Origin of the sequence: Oleiharenicola lentus, from assembly GCF_004118375.1 — a bacterium.
GTDB lineage: Bacteria > Verrucomicrobiota > Verrucomicrobiia > Opitutales > Opitutaceae > Lacunisphaera > Lacunisphaera lenta.
Genome location: NZ_SDHX01000002.1, coordinates 1041595 through 1060756, shown reverse-complemented (window position 1 = coordinate 1060756; position 19162 = coordinate 1041595). Strand labels below are relative to the sequence as shown.

12 protein-coding genes are annotated in these 19162 nt (G+C 67.2%); 10 read left to right on the top strand and 2 right to left on the bottom strand.

Annotated elements, in window-relative coordinates:
• Positions 1-27: 27 nt before the first annotated feature.
• Positions 28-2538 (top strand): glycoside hydrolase family 95 protein, encoded by a 2511-nt coding sequence (locus ESB00_RS18090; RefSeq protein ID WP_129049446.1) that lies wholly within the window; start codon positions 28-30, stop codon positions 2536-2538.
• Between the two features lie 96 nt (positions 2539-2634).
• Here ESB00_RS18090 and ESB00_RS18085 read toward each other — a convergent pair whose 3' ends face one another.
• A complete protein-coding gene (locus tag ESB00_RS18085; RefSeq protein WP_129049443.1) occupies positions 2635-3525 on the bottom strand; it encodes a helix-turn-helix domain-containing protein in 891 nt (296 codons plus the stop codon).
• 365 nt (positions 3526-3890) lie between these two features.
• Positions 3891-7043, bottom strand: a complete 3153-nt coding sequence (locus ESB00_RS18080; protein ID WP_129049441.1) for a TonB-dependent receptor — start codon at positions 7041-7043, stop codon at positions 3891-3893.
• A 512-nt stretch (positions 7044-7555) separates the two neighbouring features.
• On the opposite strand from ESB00_RS18080, the gene ESB00_RS18075 reads away from it, so the two are divergent.
• From ESB00_RS18075 to ESB00_RS18035, 9 genes are all read left to right on the top strand, one after another.
• Entirely contained in the window at positions 7556-8554 is a 999-nt protein-coding gene (locus ESB00_RS18075; RefSeq protein WP_129049439.1) for a D-ribose ABC transporter substrate-binding protein, read from the top strand.
• Between the two features lie 10 nt (positions 8555-8564).
• A complete protein-coding gene (locus ESB00_RS18070) occupies positions 8565-9224 on the top strand; it encodes a DUF2291 family protein (protein WP_164976303.1) in 660 nt (219 codons plus the stop codon).
• Positions 9221-10204, top strand: a complete 984-nt coding sequence (locus tag ESB00_RS18065; RefSeq protein ID WP_129049435.1) for an ABC transporter permease — start codon at positions 9221-9223, stop codon at positions 10202-10204. Before ESB00_RS18070 ends, ESB00_RS18065 begins: the two co-directional genes overlap by 4 nt.
• Entirely contained in the window at positions 10201-12264 is a 2064-nt protein-coding gene (locus ESB00_RS18060; RefSeq protein WP_129049433.1) for a hypothetical protein, read from the top strand. Before ESB00_RS18065 ends, ESB00_RS18060 begins: the two co-directional genes overlap by 4 nt.
• 20 nt (positions 12265-12284) lie before the next feature.
• Positions 12285-13547, top strand: coding sequence for a nucleoside hydrolase-like domain-containing protein (locus ESB00_RS18055; RefSeq protein WP_425465757.1), 1263 nt, complete (start codon positions 12285-12287; stop codon positions 13545-13547).
• Positions 13544-14962, top strand: a complete 1419-nt coding sequence (locus tag ESB00_RS18050) for a DUF1593 domain-containing protein (RefSeq protein WP_129049429.1) — start codon at positions 13544-13546, stop codon at positions 14960-14962. Before ESB00_RS18055 ends, ESB00_RS18050 begins: the two co-directional genes overlap by 4 nt.
• A gap of 19 nt (positions 14963-14981) precedes the next feature.
• Complete coding sequence (locus ESB00_RS18045; RefSeq protein ID WP_129049427.1) at positions 14982-16400, top strand: nucleoside hydrolase-like domain-containing protein; 1419 nt, start codon at positions 14982-14984, stop codon at positions 16398-16400.
• Positions 16401-16689: 289 nt separating this feature from the next.
• Positions 16690-18114 carry an L-fucose/L-arabinose isomerase family protein gene (locus tag ESB00_RS18040; RefSeq protein WP_129049425.1) on the top strand — a complete coding sequence of 475 codons (1425 nt, stop codon included), beginning with the start codon at positions 16690-16692 and terminating at the stop codon, positions 18112-18114.
• 204 nt (positions 18115-18318) lie between these two features.
• A complete protein-coding gene (locus ESB00_RS18035; protein ID WP_129049423.1) occupies positions 18319-19152 on the top strand; it encodes a transketolase in 834 nt (277 codons plus the stop codon).
• Positions 19153-19162 lie beyond the last annotated feature (10 nt).

Here is a 19162-nt window from a genome sequence, read left to right as displayed (position 1 = left end):
GGACTCGGGCTTTAGTCGCGGGACCCCATGAAGCTTCTCCCCCGACTCGCGATTCTCGCCTCGCTTTGCCTCTCCGTTTCCTTCGCCGCCGGGCGCGTCATCCGGCTCGACGAGCCGGCGACGCATTTCACGCAGTCGAGTCCGCTGGGCAACGGCCGGCTCGGGGCCATGCTCTTCGGCGGCGTGACGGAGGAGCGGATCGTGCTCAACGAGAGCGGCATGTGGTCGGGTTCGCCGCAGGAGGCGGATCGGGCCGACGCGGCCGAGGCCCTGCCGGAGATCCGCCGGCTGCTGCTGGAGGGCAAGAACGCGGAGGCGGAGAAGCTCGTGAACGAGCGTTTCACCTGCGCCGGCCGCGGTTCGGGGCGCGGGCGCGGGGCGACGATTCCCTACGGCAGCTACCAGCTGCTCGGCGACCTGAAGCTGAAGTTTGTCCATGCCGCGGCCGCGGAACCGTTCACGGACTACCGGCGCGAACTCGACCTCGGCGAGGCCGTGGCCCGGCTCAGCTACGTGCAGGGCGGCGTGCGCTTCACGCGCGAGGGGTTCGTCAGTGCGCCGGACGAGGTGTTCGTGCTGCGGCTCACGGCGGACAAGCCCAAGGCGTTGTCGTTCGATCTCACCCTCGGTCGTTCGGAGCGGGCGACCACGAAGGCTGAAGACGGTGGAATCCTGGCTGGCAAGATACCCAGCTCCCTGCTGATGGAGGGATCACTGGATGATGGACGCGGGGGCGAGGGGGTGCGGTTTCTGGCGAATGTCTGGGTGCCTCCGACTGACGGCAGGGTGCGCGCTGCGGGAGCGACTCTGCAAGTGCGCGAGGCCACCGAGGTTGTGATTTATGTGTCGGGTGTGACCGATATCGGCAATCGCAGCTTTGCCGGACGGAAGACCGGATTTCTGCCGGCGGTCGCAATGGACGATGTCGCGAGGGCGGCTTCGATGGGATTTTCCGCCGTTCGCGCGTCGCACGTCACCGACTACCGCCAGTGGTTCGACCGCGTGTCGCTGCAGCTCGGGCCGGTGAATCCCGCGGCCGAGGCGTTGAGCGCGCCGGCGCGGTTGCTGGCGTTCGAAGCGGGGCAGCCGGACCCGGGGCTGGCCGCGCTGTATTTTGATTTCGGGCGTTACCTGCTGATCTCGTCGTCGCGGCCGGGCGGGTTGCCGGCGAATTTGCAGGGCATCTGGGCCGACGGCATCAACACGCCGTGGAACGGCGACTGGCACCTCAACATCAACGTCCAGATGAACTACTGGCTCGCCGAGGTGGCGGGTCTGCCGGAGCTGCATCGTCCGTTGTTCGCCCTGATCGGCTCGCTGGTGGAGCCGGGCGCGAAGACCGCGCGCGCCTACTACGGCGCCGACGGCTGGGTGGCGCATGTCATCACCAATCCCTGGGGCTTCACCTCGCCCGGCGAGTCGGCGCAATGGGGCTCGACCAGCTCGGGTTCGGCCTGGCTCTGCACGCACCTGTGGGAACACTGGCTGTTCACCCGCGACCGGGAGTTCCTGAAAACTGCCTATCCGATCCTCAAAGGTTCGGCCGAGTTCTACCTCGACATGCTGATCGCCGAGCCGAAGCACGGCTGGCTGGTGACCGCGCCGTCGAACTCTCCGGAAAATTCCTTCCAGCTGGCCGACGGCACCAAGGCCCACATCTGCCTCGGGGCGACGATGGACCAGCAGCTCGTCCGCGAGCTGTTCATCGCCACCGCGACCGCAGCGCGCGAGCTCGGCGTGGATACGGAGCTGGCGGGCGAACTCGATGCCAAGCGCGCGCAGCTGGCGCCGACGCGCATCGGAAGCGACGGCCGCGTGATGGAATGGCTGGAGGAATACGCCGAGCCCGAGCCGCATCACCGTCACGTCTCGCACCTCTGGGGACTTTATCCCGGCCATGAATTCACCGCGTGGTCCGATCCCGCGCTGGCGGCGGCGGCGCGCAAGACCCTTGAGGGGCGCGGCGACGAGGGCACCGGTTGGGGCACGGCCTTCAAGCTCGGCATGTGGGCCCGCCTCGGGGACGGCGCGCGCTCGCACGACCTGCTGAAGCAGCACCTGCGTCCGGCGAAGCCGACCGAGAAGGTCGGCCAGTGGACCGGCGGGCTTTACGCGAATCTCTTTGGCGCGCACCCGCCGTTCCAGATTGATGGCAACCTCGGCGGCCCCGCGGTGATTGCGGAGCTGATCGTCCAGAGCCGCAGTGAAGGGCCCGGCTCCGGCCGGGCCGCGGCTCAGCGGGAGCCGAGCCCTCCAAAGACGGCCGGTGCGGAGACCGGCCCTCCAGCGGCGGGATCAGCGATCCCGCCCTACACGGAGATCCGGCTGCTGCCGGCGTTGCCGCCGCAGTGGAGCGAGGGCGCGGCGCGCGGACTGCGTGCGCGGGGCGGCTACAGCGTGGATGTTGCCTGGCGCGACGGGAAACTGGTGAGCGCCGTCGTGCGCGCCACACAGAGCGGCAAGGTGACGGTGCGCTGCGGCGAGCAGTCGTGGGCGCTCGACCTGAAGGCCGGCGACGAGTGGGTGCAGCGGTGGTGATGAAAGCGGGGGTGGAGCGACCTGCTCTCCAGGGCGCTTCTTCCGGTGCGGACGTCCTTTGCGCGTTGGGGAGCAACGCGCACCACCTTCGCCCCCTCAATCCTCCCGGGCGTCGGGGCGGTCGCGGTCGGTCTCGGAGGTCTCGTGCTCGACGCGGTATTCGCGCGGGGTGCAGCCGCAGGCGCGGCGGAAAGCCTCGTTGAAGCGGCTCAGCGAGCTGAAGCCCGAGGCGAAGGCGATCTCGAGGACTTTCTGGTCGGTGGTCGCGAGCAGGCGCTGGGCGTGCGAGATGCGGTGGTGCGTGAGGTAGTCGATGAGCGTCGTGCCGAAGGTTTTCTTGAACAGGTTCATCGCGTAGTTCGGATGCAGGCTCACGGCCTGGCTGATCTCGGTGACAGTGAGCGGATCGGTGTAGCGTTGGGCGACGAAGCAGGCCATCTGCTCGACCTTGTTGAGCCCGCCGCTTTGCACGGAGAGGCGCTGGCGGCGGCGTTTTTGGATCGCGGAGGAGGGGATGCTGCCCGCGAGGCGCCGCAGGCGGGCCTCCAGTTCGAGCATCACGATGTCCTTGGTGTCGGCGCGGCCGCCGGCGAGGTCGGTTTCCCACTGGGCGAACAGGCCCTGATCGGAGGTGCCCCGGCGGCTGTCGGGTTCCATGATGACCTCGCCGCGCATGAGCGGCTGCGTGAGGCGTTCCGGCAGCTCGCACTGCAGGAACCAGGAGAGCGGAATCGTCGCGACGAAGTATTCCGTCTCCGGGGCGTAATCGATGATCTGGTGCGGAATCGCCGCCCAGAACAGCCCGAGCTTGCCGATCTCGAAGCGCACCTTCTGGCCGCCGAGCAGGTAGGTGACCCAGCCGGCGTAGAGCAGGTTGAGCTCGATCTCGTTGTGGTGATCCGGCCGCCGCATGGGCGAAGGGCTCCAGCGCACGCAGGTGAAACCGTAGGGCGTGAAGTCGGGGCGGGCGGGATCGAACTGGTGCATGCTTAGCCCGGATTTTTCACAACCAGATGGAGGAATATTCGCCCTGGCGGGCCGACTTTGTCGGGGCGAACCGCGACCAAGTCGCTCCGCCCGAAGGGCGGACGGACTGTTGGCTGACTGGATTGCTCATAACTGTGATGTCCGGGTTAGGCTGCGGGCAAAGGCCGGCCGGATGGAGCGGAATGACGCGGATTAGTAATTTTGGGTGGAGGGATGGTCAAGCGACGGGTCGGGGCGAGGGTCCTCGGTTGGCGGGGCGTTTCGAATCCCGGGGCGGGGCGAACCTGACTTGAGGGCGAGGGTGAAAAATAAAGGGGCCCTGAATTGCTTCAGGGCCCCGGTGAAAAGAACAGCCGTGGCCCGGCTCAGAGGTCGTATTTCGCTCCGAAGATCCACGAGATGCCGGTGTCCTGCTGGCGGGCGCGGACGAGGCCGTATTCCGTGTTCTTCTGGCGTTCGGCGAGCAGATTGCGCGCGGTGACCGTGAGGCGGAGGTTCGGCTTCAGGGCGTAGGTCAGCTCGCCATCCCAGAACTGGTAGTCCTCCAGGCGCGGGTTGGCGCGGTTGGACGGGCCGGTGGCGAGGATGTTGGCGGTCGGGCGGCCGGCCTGGAAGTTGGTCTTCAGGTGGACGTAGAGCCGGCCGCGCGGCGAGCGGTAGCTGACGCCGGCGTTGAACTGCGAGTCCACGACGTTGGCGAGGTGGGTGATGGTCGCGCCGGTGGTGCCGCCGGTGAAGGTGCCTTCCATGCTGTAGATGCGGGTGTGGTTGGCCCAGATCTCGAAGCCGCGGAGGAAGCCCGGCATGAACTCCCAGTCGCTCAGGCGCTGACGGACGCTCAGCTCGTAGCCGTCCCAGTTGGCGTTGCCCAGGTTGTCGCTGGTGGCCAGCTGGTAGTTGGCGAACTCGCTGCCCAGGCCCAGCTCGGCGAGCAGCTCGGAGGTCATCGGGACGGTGGCGCTGGCGATGTAGTCGTCGATGTCGCGGCGGAACCACGCGAAGGTCCACTCGCCCGCGGTCTTGGTGTAATACTCCAGACTGAAGTCAAAGTTCTGCGAGCGCTGGGGCAGCAGGCCGGCGCGGGTCGAGGTGATGGTGCCCGCGAAGCCGCTGGTCGGCGTATCGTTCTGGGTCAGCGAGGGGAGGATCTGCGCGAAGTCGGGACGGCCGATGGCCTCGGTGTAGCTGGCGCGGGCCTGGAGGTTCGGCAGCACCTCATAGCGCAGGTGCAGGTAGGGGAACGGATCCGAGCGGTATTTCGAGGTGCTCGTGATGAAGCGATACTTGGCGTTGATGCCGGCGACGGAGTTGGCGTCCACGCCGACCGGGAGGACGCTGGTGGCGCCGGAGGTGGGCAGGGTGCGAATGCCGGTGGCGGCGACGTCGGTTTCCTCGATGCGGAGGCCGGCGAGCACGTTGAGCTTCGGGATCGGGTTGCCGCTGCCCATCAGGTAGTAGCCGGTGATCTTTTCGTTCACCTTGCGACGGTTCTGGAACCACTGGTCTAGGGCGTAGGCCTTGTTCTCGACGAGGACCTTCGGGTTCTTCTGCCAGTATTGGAAGAGCTCGGTCGTGCTGAAGTAATTCGCCTCGCGGATGTGGAAGTCCGGCAGGCCCTGGGTGACCGGCACGCGCTCGGCGAAGCGGCCGAGCTGGGCGGCGGTGGTCAGATCGTCCGCCGTGCCGGCGACGCCGTCGTCACCGACCCAATACCAGCGCTTCGGCGTGTTGTAGCGGTCGCGGATGGTCTCGTTGTAGGCGAGGCCGGCCTTCAGGTAGAAGGGGAAGCTGAGCTGGAAGTCGCGCTGCACGTCGAGGCGGCCGGACCAGCGCACCTCGGAGGAATTGCGAATGTTGCTCGTGACCATGCCGCCGTGGTTGGCGCGGTGCTCGCCGTTGGTGGAGGCGAGATTGGCCTGGTTCGGGAAGTAGTTGTAGAGGTCATAGACGCTCGGGCCGCTGTTCTGCACGAAGGCGGTCGGCGTCTCGTTGTCGCGCGGCGTGGTCACGGTCCAGCCGTTGCCGGTGGCGGTGAAGATACTGAGCGAGCCGAAGTTGTCGTCGTTGCGGTAGTGGTTGATGGACTTCGAGAGACCGCCGACAAGCTCCGCCTGCCAGAGGCCGGACTTGAACTTCAGGCCCGGGTTGATCTGCCAGGAGTCGGTGTATTTGCTGAACACGCTGACGCCCTGGTCGGCGCGCCCGTTGGTGGTCGTGTATTTTTCCAGGGTGGAGTCGGGCGTGTAGGCGGTGAGGCTGTTGGTCGGCGTGAGGTTGAAGCTGTGGTTGCGGTTCGTGCTGTGGTAGCGGGTGAAGGTGTTCTTCAGGAAAAGCGTGATCTCGTCGTTGAGGCGGAAGTCGAGGTTCAGCGAATAATCCGAGCGCGTGCGCAGCTGGCGGTTCGGGTTGATGAGGAGCTGATTCCGGAAGATCGTCGCGTTGGCCGGGGTGATTTCTCCCGTGCCGGCGGGTGCATTATAGACGTTGAACGTGTGGGTCGTGCTGGAGCCGAGCATGAACGACTCATCGCGACCGACCGAGGCGACGACGCCGAGGCGGTTGTTGAAGAAGGAATTCGAGTAGGTCAGGCGGCCGATCGGGTAGGCGGACACTTTCCGGCCCGAGTCGTTGTGGCCGGGGCCGATGTAACGGCCGAAAAAGTCGTGCGAGTCCGTCAGCACGCCCAGCTGCAGGCTGGCGCGGCGGCCCTTCTGGTCGAAGGCGCTCTTCGTGACGAAATTCACGGCGCCGCCGATGGCGTTGGCGGACATGGAGGGAATCGGGGCCTTGAAGACCTCGACGCTCTCAATGGCGGCCATGGAGAGCTGGTCCACCTCGAGGTTGCGGGTGGTGCCGGAGGAGGCGGCCGAGGCGATCTCGTTGCCGTCCATCGTCACGGAGGTGAGCACGGGATCCTGCCCGCGGATGCGGATGCGGTTCGGCTCGTTCTGCGAGTAGTCCATCTGGATGCCGGAGATGTTGCGCAGGAACTCACCGGGGTTGCCGGTGGACTGGTCCACGAAGGCGTCCATCGTCGAGACGCTGAGGGCGGACTCGGAGCGGCGCTGCTGGTTGATGGCGGCGGCGGTGCCTTCGATCGTCGAGGTGACCACGAGCGCATCCAGCTCATAGATGTCCGACGTGAGCTCGAAGCTGACGGCCGCGGCCTGCTCCTCGGTGACGGTGATCGTCTGCGATTTCGGGTCCAGGCCGGTGTAGGTGGCGGTCACCGTGTGGGTGCCGGCGGGCACGCCACTGAGCGAGAAACGGCCGTCGGGCGTGGTGAGGGTCTTGAGGCCGGTGCCGACCACCTCGACCACGGCGCGATCGAGGTACTTCTGGGTGTTCTTGTTGTTCACGGTGCCGCTGATGACGGCGGCGAGGGCGGAGGCCGGGACCAGCGCGGCGGCGAGCACGCACAGCAGGAGACGGCTCGGGCGGGAGGACAGGCGGCAGGAGGAATCCTGACGCGACGGAACGGCGGTCGCGAACGACCGGCTTACGGTGGGGTGGTTCATGGTAGGTTTCGACAAAACTAAACTCAGGCGCCGGTGTGGAGACGCCGGTGGGGGGTAGGGTAACGGTCGCTAAGATACGAAAAACGGCCGCGGGCATCTGCCGGACTTTTCGCAATAACTCCCGGGATAATAGTGTTTCAGGCTCTGGGCCGCGGCAGCAGCGGTCTTCTTCGGCTCGCTGGCGGTTCGTCGTGGTCCGGGCTTAGGATGCCGCAGGTTATTTCCTTCAGACCGGGAGAACAGCGGGAAAGAAGTCTGCTAGGGTGGATGTCACCCCCAACCCTCGCCGCCCCCACCCGGGCATCGCGATTTTTGTCCATGAGCTTAGTGCTGCCAATTTTCTCCGTCGGCCTTGCCAGAAGGCGGCCGGGCCGCTTCCCGGCAGTTCGGCTGCCGCACTGACTTTGGATCAGGGTTCCTCGACACCGTGGCCGTTCAACTGAATGTCTCGGCCACGGTGTCGGGGCTTTCATTTCAAAACGCCCAGTCCTAACCTCCTGCCCGCTTTCCCCATGTGCCCCATCCCTCCGCTTCGTTTCGCGGCCGTCGGAGCCTTGCTCCTTGCCGCCCTGTTCCTCACCGCCTGCAAGCCCGCCGTTCCGGCGGGAAATTCGTCCGCCGCTCCCGTCCAGCCGGCGAAGGCCTCCCGCGTGGCGGTCGTCGTATCCACGCTGAACAACCCCTGGTTCGTCGTGCTCGCCGAGACCGCCCGCGACCGCGCCAAGGAGCTCGGCTACGAGGCCGTGATCTTTGACTCGCAGAACGACCCGGCGAAGGAGGCGCAGCATTTCGACAACCTCATCGCCTCGGGCTATGGCGCCGTGCTCTTCAACTGCACCGACGCCAAGGGCTCCATCGCCAACGTCCGCCGTGCCAAGGCCGCGGGCATCCCCGTGTTCTGCATGGACCGCGAGATCGAGGCCAACGACGCGGCCGTCTCGCAGATCCTCTCCGACAACTACTCGGGCTGCGTGGCCCTCGGGCAATATTTCGTCGAGGTGGTCGGCGAGGAGGGCAAATACGTCGAGCTGCTCGGCCTCGTGGCCGACACCAACACCTGGAACCGTTCCAAGGGCTTCCACTCCGTCGTGGACCGCTTCCCCGGCCTGAAGATGGTCGCACAGCAGAGCGCCGATTTTGACCGCACCAAGGCCCTCGAGGTCCTCGAGGCCATTCTCCAGGCCCATCCCGACATCAACGCCGTCTTCTGCGGCAACGATGCCATGGCCATGGGCGCCTACCAGGCCCTGCTCGCCGCCGGCAAGGCCGACAAGGTAAAGGTCTTTGGCTTCGACGGCGCCGACGATGTCGTGAAGGCCGTCGCCGAGGGCAAGATCGCCGCCACCGTCATGCAGTTCCCGAAGACGATGGCGCGCACGGCCGCGGAGAACGCGGACAAGTATTTCAAGGGCGAGCGCAACTTCCCGCAGCGTGTGCCCGTTGCCGTGGAGCTCGTGACCAAGGCCAACGTGGCGAAATTCGGCGACTATGGGCGCAAGGGCCAACCCTGACCCGTTGGCGGTGAGCCCATCGAATCCGGCGCCCTCCTTCCCCTGGGCCCGTCTCGCCGGCTTCACGCTGGCAGGTGGGGCGCTGCTGTGGTTCTTCCCGCTTTGGCGGGTCGTGCCGCTTGTCGCACCCGCGCCGGCGGCGGCTGCCGCCTTCAGTCCGGCGGAGTCCGCCATGCGCTTCTGGACGGAAACCCTGCCGCCGGCCCGCGTCCGCGCCGTGGATGCCGCCGTGCTCGCGTCCGCATTGCGCCGCGACCCGGCGGAGGCCGCCCGGCTCCATGCCCGCGCGGTCGGCCTGGGCACGGCGTATTTTCATGTGCGTGGGAGGGGACGGGTCGTCGCCGTGGAACGCAATGTCATCGTTCTCGCCCTGGACGGCGCTGACGGGGCGACTTTCGCGCTGAAGACGGGCGCGATCTTTGGCAACGTCGTGCGCGATGGCCCGGGGCTGCTGGACATGAACAGCTTTCCGTCGCTCGCCGACTTCAACGCCGTGTCCGCCGAGTTGAACCGGCTGGTCGAGGAGCGCGTGCTGCCCGACCTGCGCCGGCTCGCCACGATGGGGGCGCGCATCGAGTTCGTCGGCTGCGCCGAGGCGACCGACCCCGCGCCCGGCGGACCGCTGCTCACGCTCATCCCGGTGTTTGTGGAGGCGCACCCGGCCCGATGACCTCCGCGTTTTCCCGGCAAAATCTCGCCCGGTTCCAGTCGCTCATCGCGCTGGCGCTCATGGTGGTCGCGCTCAGCCTGCTGTCCGACAAGTTCCTCACGACCGACAACGGCCTCAACATTCTCCGCCAGATCTCGGTCAACCTCTGTCTGTCGATCGGCATGACGCTGGTCATCGTCAGCGGCGGCATCGACCTCTCGATCGGCGCGGTGCTAGCGCTTTCGGGGGCGGTGGCCGCCGGGCTCCTTAAAAACGGGCTGCCGCTCGCGCCACTCGGTGTGAAGCTGCAGTTCACCGCCTGGGGCGCGGTAGTGACCGGCGTCGCGGTCGGTGCGCTGCTCGGCTGGGGCAACGGCCTCGCGGTCACGCGGCTCCGCCTGCCGTCTTTCATTGCGACGCTTGGCATGCTCAGCATCGCCCGCGGGCTGACCATGCTGTGGACCGGCGGCTTCCCGATCACGGGCCTCGGCGACGCCTTCGGCTTCCTGGGCACGGGCACCCTGCTCGGCGTGCCGCTGCCGGTGTGGATTTCCGGCGGGCTGGCGGCCGCCTTCGCCCTGATCATGCGCGACGCGGTTTTCGGCCGCCAGGTCTATGCCGTCGGCGGCAACGAGACCGCCGCGCGCTTCTCGGGGTTGCGCATCGGGCGCATCCGGCTCGCGGTTTACACGCTTGCCGGCGCGCTGGCGGGTGTGGCCGGCCTGATTGTGACGGCGCGCCTCGACTCCGCGCAGCCCAACGCCGGTCTCGGCTATGAGCTGGATTCCATCGCGGCGGTCGTCATCGGCGGCGCGTCGCTCTCCGGCGGACGCGGCACCATCCTTGGCACGGTTCTTGGCTGTCTCATCATCGGCGTGCTGAACAACGGCCTCTTTCTGCTCAACGTCTCCCCCTTCTGGCAGCAGGTGATCAAGGGTGCCGTCATCATGCTCGCCGTCGCGCTCGACCGCCTGAACGCCCGCCAACGCGATTCCTCGTGAAACTCAAATCCATCGCCGCCCTGCTGGGGCTCGCGACGTCCCTCGCGAGCGATGGTTTTTGCGATGGGACCCTCCGCGCCTCCGCGGAACTCGCCGCCCTGCAGCAGGACTTCCCTGTGCTCGCCAGGCTGCTCACCGCCGAAACCCCTTGGGAACAGGCGCCCGCCGATCTCGCCCGCGCCCTTTTCTCGCGCCCGCCGCGGCTGGCCCAGGGCAATGCCGCGTATCCGCTCCTTTTCCAAGACCAGCGCGAGCGCGACGGCTGGCCCGGTGAGAAGGTCTTCGACCAGGTGGCTTACGAATCGGAATTCTACGTCTTCGATCGCGTGCGTCCGGTCATCCGGCTGCACGTCGGGCGTCCGCTGCTCTTCAACATGCAGCACGGCCGCGTCGAGGCCCGGGCGGCCTCGCGCCGGGGGGTGGGCCGGTTTCCCTTTCTCGATGCCGCGGTGATTCCCCCGCTGCTGGCCCGGCTCGATGGCATCGCCAAATCCCTGGAGCGCTTCGGCGCCCGCCGGCGGCCGGGCGAACATGCGCACGTGGCGGAATACGCGCTGCCCAACGGTCTCATCATGACCGTGACCAACTTCACCGGCTCGACCAACGGCTCGCCTTACGTCGAGATCGCGCTGACTCCGTCGGAGCCGGTGCGGAGGTTCGAGGGCGCGCAGACCCCGGCCTTTCCGGGCGCGGAGGGCGCGGGGCGTTTTGCCCTGGGCGGGCGCGGCGGAAAGGTTTTTGTGGTGACCTCGCTCGAGGACTATCTGCCCGCACCCCGCGCGGGTCGCAGCGAGGGCACCTATGGCCAGCCCAGCGAATACGCCCTCACCCTCGGCGAGGGCAACTGGCGCCCCTACGTGGACGCACTCGGCACGCCGCGTCCCGGCCAAGGCCGCCCGCGGCTGCCCGCGGTCGAGGCGCTGCCGGCCGAGCCGGTCATCCGGGGGACCTTGCGGGAGGCGATCGAGGCCGAGGGACCGCGCTACGTCGTCTTCGCGGTCTCCGGTGACATCCGCCTGAAGGCCGACCTGGTCATCGAGCATCCCTACATCACGATCGCCGGACAAAGCGCACCCGGCGAGGGTGTCCAGATCCGCAACTGGGGACTCAGGGTGCGGACCCACGACGTGATTCTCCGGCACCTGCGTCTCCGGGTTGGGGAAATCAAGGGCCCCGGCGAGCTCCGCCGCGTGCTGGGCGAGCAGACGCACGCCCTCGACCTCTCCGGGATCAACCTCATCGTGGACCACTGCGAGGCGGCCTACGCCAACGACCAGATCGTCAACTTCTACGGCGCGGTGCAGCGCCAGGCGGTCACGCTCCAGTGGTCCTACCTCTATGGCGGGCCGACAAAATCCACCCACGAGAAGGGCAACCACTCGATGACGACCGCCGGCGACGGCTGGGGCTGGGTTTCCGTGCATCACACGCTCATAGCGCACACCGAGCGCCGCAATCCGCGCGTCGACATGCTCCACTACGATTTCCGCAACAACGTCGTCTATAATTTCCTCGGCACCGGCTACGGCTCCGACAACGACGGGCGGCGGATCAACTACGTCGGCAACGTCCTGAAGAAGGGCCCGAACTCCACCGACCCGGTGACCGCGGCCTTTTCCGGAACCGGGGCCTGGTGGCAGGCCTATAGCGAGGACAACCGGCTGCCGCCGGACTTCGAGGGAGTGTTCGAGGCGCCGGCCGGCGTCGTCCTTTCCCGTCCGCATGCCTTCGCCCCCGTTACCACCGACCCCGCCGCCGAGGCATTCCGCCGCGTGCTCGCCGAGGGCGGCGCGACGAAACCCGTGCGCGACCGCATCACGGCCTACGTGGCGCAAACCGCGCGGGACGGCACCGGCTTCATTCCCGGCACGCCCGACGACTGGCCCGACGGCGGTTTCGCCCGCTATGCGCCGGCCAGGGCACCGGCCGACCAAACGGGCAACGGCATCCCCGACACTTGGGAAACCGCCCACGGCCTCAACCCCGCCACCAGCCGCGCCATCGACCGCGACTTGGATGCGCGCTACGACAACCTCGAAGTCTATCTCAACTCCCTGTGAAAACTTTCGTCCTCTTCCTCCTGCTTTTACCCGCGCTGCTGCTGGCCTCCACCGAGCCCGCCCGCCATCGCGTGATCGTCTCGACCGACGCGGGTGGCACCGATTTCGACGACTTCCAGTCCCTCGTCCATGTGTTGCTCTACGCCGATGTGCTCGACCTGGAGGGACTGATCTCGTCGCCCCACGGCGGCGGGCGCACGTCGCACATCCTCTCGGTGATCGACCGCTACGCGACCGACTACCCGAACCTGAAAACCTGGTCGGACCGCTACCCGACGCCCGACGCCCTGCGCGCGATCACCAAGCAGGGCGAGACCGAGATCGCGCCCTATGCCGGCGTGCGCCGCCCCACCGAGGGCTCCGCCTGGATCGTGGAACGCGCCCGCCGCGACGACCCGCGCCCGCTCCACGTGCTCGTCTGGGGCGGCATCGAGGACCTTGCGCAGGCTCTGCACGATGCGCCGGACATCCTGCCGAAGTTGCGCGTGTATTTCATCGGCGGGCCCAACAAGAAATGGAGCCCCGACGCCTACCTCTACATCGCCACGCACCACCCGACGCTGTGGATGATCGAGTCCAACACGACCTACTATGGCTGGTTCGTCGGCGGCAACCAGGCGGGCGGGTGGGGCAACGCGGAGTTCGTGAACCGGCACGTCGTGGGCCGCGGCGCGCTCGGCGACTACTTTGCCCGCGGGATCAGCTTTCACGAGCAAACGCGCACGACCGTGAAGATGGGCGACTCGCCGACCGTCGCTTGGCTGCTGCGCGGGAATCCCGAACTGCCCTTCCAGCCGGGCTGGGGCGGACGCTACGTGCGCGCCTGGACGCGGCCCTATGTGCGCTTCGACCGGCTGACGACCGCCGCCGACCGCGTCGAGCACTGCGGCATCCTCGAGCTCGTGCTGCCTCTCGGCGCCGGTGCCCCGGCCGCGCCCGAGGCCCGGATGGAGATCGAGAACCAAAAACTTCCCGGCCACCTCGACGGCAACGGCTCCGTGCGCTTCCGCTTCTGTCCGAAGGAGGCCAGGCTCTACCGCTACACGATCCGCAGCAACGTGCCCGCGCTCGACGGCCTCCAGGGCGAAATCACCTCCGCGCCGCTGACGCCCGACCTGGCGCTGCGCCCCGATCCCGCGTTGCCGAATTGGTGGACCGATGATCCCTCGCCCGACCTGCGCGAAGGCGCGATCCCTGGCGCCCGCACCATCAACCAATGGCGCGAAGATTTTCTCCGCGATTTCGCCGATCGCCTCGAACGCTGCCGCACCCCCAAGCCATGAAAATCCTCCGTCTGATCCTGCTCACCGCGAGCCTGGCCACGCTCGCTTTCGCCGCCGAGAAGTCCCGGCTCATCGTCCTCACCGACATGGGCGCCGATCCCGACGACGAGCAATCGCTCGTGCGGCTGCTACTTTACGCCAACGAAATCGACGTCGAGGGCATCGTGGCGACGACTTCGTGCTGGCAGCAGCATGCCATCCGCCCGGACTTCATCGCCACCATTCTCGACGCCTACGCCAAGGTGCAGCCCAACCTGCTGCAGCATGTGGCTGGCTATCCGACCGCCGACTCCCTGCGCGCGGTGGTGAAGCGCGGCCTGCCCAAATACGGTCTGACCGGGGTGGGGGACGGCCGGGATTCCGAGGGCTCCGACTGGATCATCCAGCAGCTCGACCGCGACGACCCGCGGCCGCTTTGGATTTCGGTCTGGGGCGGCGCGAACACCCTCGCGCAAGCCCTGCACAAACTGCGCGCCACCCGCCCCGCGCCGGAAGTGGCGCGCCTCGTCGCCAAGCTCCGCGTCTATACCATCTCCGACCAGGACGACAGCGGCGCATGGATGCGTCGCGAGTTTCCGGGGCTGTTCTACATCGTGACGCCGGGCGACGACTACGGCCGGGCCACCTGGATCGCGATCAACAACACCTACGAGGGCATCGACAACACCACGATCAGCAACCCGTGGCTGGCCCAGCATATCCAGCAAGGCCACGGTCCGCTCGGCGCCGCCTACCCGGACGCCGCCTGGGGCATGGAAGGCGACACGCCCGCCTACCTCGGACTCATCCCCAACGGCCTGAACACACCCGATCGCCCCGATTGGGGTGGCTGGGGTGGTCGCTACGAATTGGGTATCCCGGCCTTCGAGACGATGAAGGACGAGTCATCCATTGTGGTGCCCGAGCCGGTAACGCGGCCGATCTGGACCAACGCCTCCGACACCTGGACGCCCTACCTGCCTAACCTCTACAAGCGGGCGGTGAAGCGCGCCGAGAAGAGCTTCACGGGCAACCACGTGACGCTCTGGCGCTGGCGCGATGACTTCCAGCACGACTTCGCCGCGCGCATGGATTGGACGACCATGCCCTACGCCGAAGCCAACCACCCGCCCGTGCCGCAGCTCAGGCACCCGGACCACCTCACGGTGAAATCCGGCGAGAGCTTCACCCTCGATGCCTACGGCAGCAACGACCCGGACGGCGACAGCATCAGCTTCCTCTGGTTTCATTACCCCGAGGCCGGCACCTGGCGCGAACCGATCGTCTCCGGCGGGGCCGAGAACGCGGACCGCTTCAACGTGACCGCGCCCAAGGTGAACAAACCCGAAACGCTCCACTTCATTCTCCGCGTCACCGACAAGGGCACCCCGGCCCTTTCCCGCTACCGCCGCATCATCGTCACCGTGAACCCCTGAACCTCCTGCTTTTCCCCCCATGAAACCCCTGCGTCTCTTCCTCCTGCTCGCGACCTGCTGCCTGCCGCTGCTCGCCGCCGAGAAACCCCGCGTGTTCGTCCTGACCGACATCGAGAACGAGCCCGACGATGCCATGTCGCTCGTGCGGTTTCTGACCTACGCCAACCACTTCGATATCGAGGGCCTCATCGCCACGACCTCCATCCACCAGCGCAGCCACGTCGCCCCGCAGACGATCCGCCGCATCGTCGAGGCCTACGGCAAGGTCCGTGACAACCTCGAGCTGCACGAGCCCGGCTATCCGACCGGCGCCCAGCTGCTCGCCCTCGTCAGCGAAGGTTTGCCGACCTACGGCATGCTCGCCGTCGGCGCGGGCCACGATTCGCCCGGCTCCGAGATGCTGATCCGCGCGATCGACCGCGACGACCCGCGTCCGCTCTGGGTGCCGGTCTGGGGCGGTCCGAACGTGCTCGGCCAGGCGCTCTGGAAAATCCGCCAGACGCGTTCGCCCGAGGCGCTGGCCAAGGCCGTCGCCAAGCTCCGCGTCTATGCCATCTCCGACCAGGACGATTCCGGCCCGTGGCTGCGCAAGGAGTTCCCCGGCCTGTTCTACGTCGTCAGTCCCGGCTTCAGCGCCGGCGGCGCCTACCACCATGCGACGTGGAGTGGCATCAGCGGCGATTATTTCCACGCCCGTTGCCCGGGCGCGGATTTCACGCTCGTCACCAACGAGTGGCTCGAGCGCAACATCCGCAAGAAGGGCCCGCTCGGCGCGCAGTATCCGCACTGGGAATATCTCATGGAAGGCGACACCCCGAGCTTCCTCGGCCTGATCACCAACGGCCTCAACGTGCCCGAGCGGCCCGATTTCGGCGGCTGGGGCGGACGCTACGAACTCTACACGCCGCGCCCGATGAAGTGGCACGCGCAGCCCGAGACGCGCCCGATCTACACCGACGCCGACGACGAAGTCATGGGCGCCGACGGTCGCTGGCACGACACCAACCACGCCACGATCTGGCGCTGGCGCGAGGCGTATCAGAACGACTTCGCCGCGCGCATGGATTGGACGATCAAACCCTACAAGGAGGCGAACCACCCGCCCGCGCCGAAACTCGGCCACGCCGCGCGCCTCACCGCCAAGCCCGGCCAGCGGATCGAGCTGAGCGCCGAGGGCACGACCGACCCAGACGGCGACGCGCTCTCCTACGCGTGGTTCTACTACAACGAAGCCGGCACCTTCCCGCTCTCCAGCGCCCGCTCCGGCCAGCCGCTCGAGATCAAAAATTTCGACCAGCCCAGGGCCTGGTTCAGCGTGCCGACCGCCCGCGTCATGCCGCCCGGCACCGGCGAGATGCACATCATCCTCGCCGTCACCGACCACGGCACCCCGCGGCTCACCCGTTACCAGCGTGTCATAGTCAACGTGGTGCCATGATTCGACGCCGACTTGTTCCGGTGCAACACACCTACACACCCCGTCGCTTCGCGCCACCCCTCTCAAGAGGGGGCTTTCGCTGCCGCGATTCTGGGTCACCTCTTGGAGAGGGGTGCCAGACAGGGCGGGGGTGTGGCTCGGCGCAGGCACCGCCCCGCATTCCAAGCCATGTTATGATATGGTTGATTCTTCGGCACAGTCCGGAGGAAGCATTGCGTAATCCTGTGCTAATCTATCAAACCCCTTGCCGGATGCTTCCTGCCCGGCCTCGGTCCCTCTCCCCAACGTCATGAAACCCACCCCGCTCACCCTTGGTGTCATCTTCGGCAACCGCGATTTCTTCCCCGACAAGCTCGTGCCCGAGGCGCGCGCCGACGTCGTAAAGCTCTTCGGCGAGCTCGGCCTCCAGGCCGTGATGCTCGATCCGGCCGAGACCAAGCTCGGCGGCGTCGAGACCCACAACGACGCGCGCAAGTGCGCCGACCTCTTCAAGCGCCACCGCGACCAGATCGCCGGCGTGCTCGTGTGCCTGCCCAACTTCGGCGACGAGAAGGGCGTGGCCGATGTGATGAAGCTCTCCGGCCTCAACGTGCCCATCCTCGTCCAGGGCTACCCCGACGACCTCGACAAGCTCGACGTCATCCGCCGGCGCGACGCGTTCTGCGGCAAGATTTCCGTCTGCAACAACCTCCGCCAGGCCGGCATCGCCTACTCGCTCACGACGAAGCACGTCGTCCACCCGCTCGACGCCTCGTTCCGCGCGGACCTGCAGCAGTTCGTCGCCGTGTGCCGCGTCGTTCGCGGCCTGCGGGGCGTGCGCCTCGGCGCCATCGGCGCGCGTCCGGGTGCGTTCAACACCGTCCGCTACTCCGAAAAGATCCTCGAGCGGAACGGCATCAGCGTCACCACGGTGGACCTCTCCGAGATCCTCGGCGCCGCCGGCAAGATCGCCGACGCCGACAAGCGCCTCGTGGCGAAGGTGGACGAGATCAAGGCCTACGCCAACGCCACCGCCGTCCCGCCCGCCAAGCTCGCGCAGATGGCACGCCTCGGCATCGTGCTCGACGACTTCGTCGCGGCCAACCACCTCGACGCCACCGCCATCCAGTGCTGGACCTCCGTGCAGGCCAACCACGGCTGCAACGTCTGCACCTCGATGAGCATGATGAGCGAGAATTTCCTGCCCAGCGCCTGCGAGGTGGACGTCACCGGCGTGCTCACGATGTATGCGATGCAGCTGGCCTCCAGCTCGCCGTCCGCCCTCGTGGACTGGAACAACAACTACGGCGCGGCCGACGACAAGTGCGTGCTCTTCCACTGCGGCAACTGGGCCAAGTCCTTCCTGCCCGACATCAAGGTCCTCAACGCGCCCATCCTCGGCTCCACGCTCGGCGTCGAGAACACCTGGGGGGCGCTCGACGGCCGCACCACGGCCCGCCCGCTCACCTACGGCCGCATCACGACCGACGACGCCGCCGGCGTCATCCGCACCTACGTGGGCGAGGGCGAGCTGACCGACGACGAATTGAAGACCTTCGGCAACCGCGCCGTCGCGCGCGTGCCCAAGCTCCAGAAGCTCATGCGCCACGTCTGCCGCGAGGGCTTCGAGCACCACGTCGTCATGAACGCCTCCCGCACCGCCCCCATCCTCGCCGAAGCCTTCGAGCGCTACCTCGGCTGGGAAGTGTATCACCACGAGGCGCCGCAGGAGTGAGGGTGGAAAACCTGAGAGCTGAAACCTGAGACCTGAGGATCGAAATGCTCATGCCCCCCGCCACCGTCATCCTGAGCTCTGCGAAGGATCCAAGCGGGCTCACGAATTCATCTGGATCCTTCGCCTGGCTCAGGATGACCGCTGGTCTGACCTTTTAAGTTTTCGATTCCCGATGCCCGATTTCAAGATTTCCGGTCCCACCGCATGACTGACCAAGAACTCACCCTCAAATCCTTCGCCCTGCGCCGGCGGATGCTCACGCTCATCCACGGGGCGGGCGCCGGGCACACGGGCGGCGGGCTCTCGTGCCTCGACATCCTGAGCCTGCTCTACAACCGCGTGCTCCGGATCACGCCGGAGACCGTGGACTCGCCGACGCGCGACCGCTACGTCCAGAGCAAGGGCCACTGCGTCGAGGCGCTCTACGCCGTCATGGCCGATCGCGGCTACTTTCCCGACGCCGACCTCGACACGGTCTGCCACTACAAATCCTACTACGTCGGCCACCCGACCCGAAAGATCAAGGGCATGGAGATGAACACCGGCGCGCTCGGCCACGGCCTGCCGATCTGCCTCGGCATGGCGCTGGCGGCCAAGATGGACGGCGACGCTTTCAAGGTCTTCACGCTCCTCGGCGACGGCGAACTCGCGGAGGGTTCCAACTGGGAGGCCGCCATGGCCGCCGCCCACTACAAGTTGGACAACCTCGTCGCCATCCTTGACCACAACACGCTCCAGATCACCGGGCACACCAAGGACGTCATGTCCAACGAACCGCTCGACGAAAAGTGGCGCGCCTTCGGCTGGGAAGTCCGCGCGGTCAACGGCCACGACTACGCCGCGCTCACGCAGGCGATCACCACGCCGCACCCCGGCAAGCCGCTCTTCATCATCGCCAACACCGTGAAGGGCAAGGGCGTCAGCTTCATGGAAAACGTCGGCAAGTGGCACCACGGTGTGCCCTCGGACGCCGAGCTGGCCCAGGCGCTGGCGGAGCTGGAAGCCGCGGAGAAAAAACTGAAGGAGGCCGTCGCATGAGCGCGCCCGC